The organism is Janibacter sp. LM, from assembly GCF_039631275.1.
Taxonomy (GTDB): domain Bacteria; phylum Actinomycetota; class Actinomycetes; order Actinomycetales; family Dermatophilaceae; genus Janibacter; species Janibacter terrae.
This window is the reverse complement of sequence record NZ_JBDIVG010000099.1, coordinates 1-413: the sequence shown is the minus strand read 5'-3', so window position 1 is coordinate 413 and position 413 is coordinate 1. Positions and strand designations below refer to the sequence as shown.

Sequence of the window (413 nt, the reverse complement as noted above, 5' to 3'; positions counted from 1 at the left end):
CGTAGCGTCGCGTTCTCGGCTTCGAGTCGGGCGATCTTCTGCTCCGGCGTCTCATCGACGGACCCCGCAAGGCTCGTCGGCGGCTTGGACTGCAGTGGGCTGGAGGTCAACGTTCCGTCAGCCGCGGTCTTCTTGCCCGTCTCGTACGCCTCGAGCCAGTGGCGCAGCGTGCCACGCACGATGCCCAGGTCCTCAGCGATACCGCGGACCGTGGCCCCCGGTGTGGACTCGTACAAGTCGACGGCCTGACGACGGAACTCCTCGGAGTAGTTCTTCCTGGCCATGGTTCTTCGATCATCTCGCTTCCCAGCAGATGCTGGATTCAGCGTGTCCAAGAACCGGGGTCAGGGCCCCCTGCACGCGTCGCGATCACCAGCTTCGCCGACAACTCCCGACACTCCTCGTCCTGGGCG

General features: G+C 65.4%; 1 protein-coding gene. It reads right to left on the bottom strand.

Features of this window, described 5'->3' with window-relative positions:
- Window positions 1-284 (bottom strand): transposase (locus tag ABC138_RS17610; protein WP_345914479.1); only part of this gene is annotated, 284 nt, incomplete at its 3' end.
- Window positions 285-413: the final 129 nt, after the last annotated feature.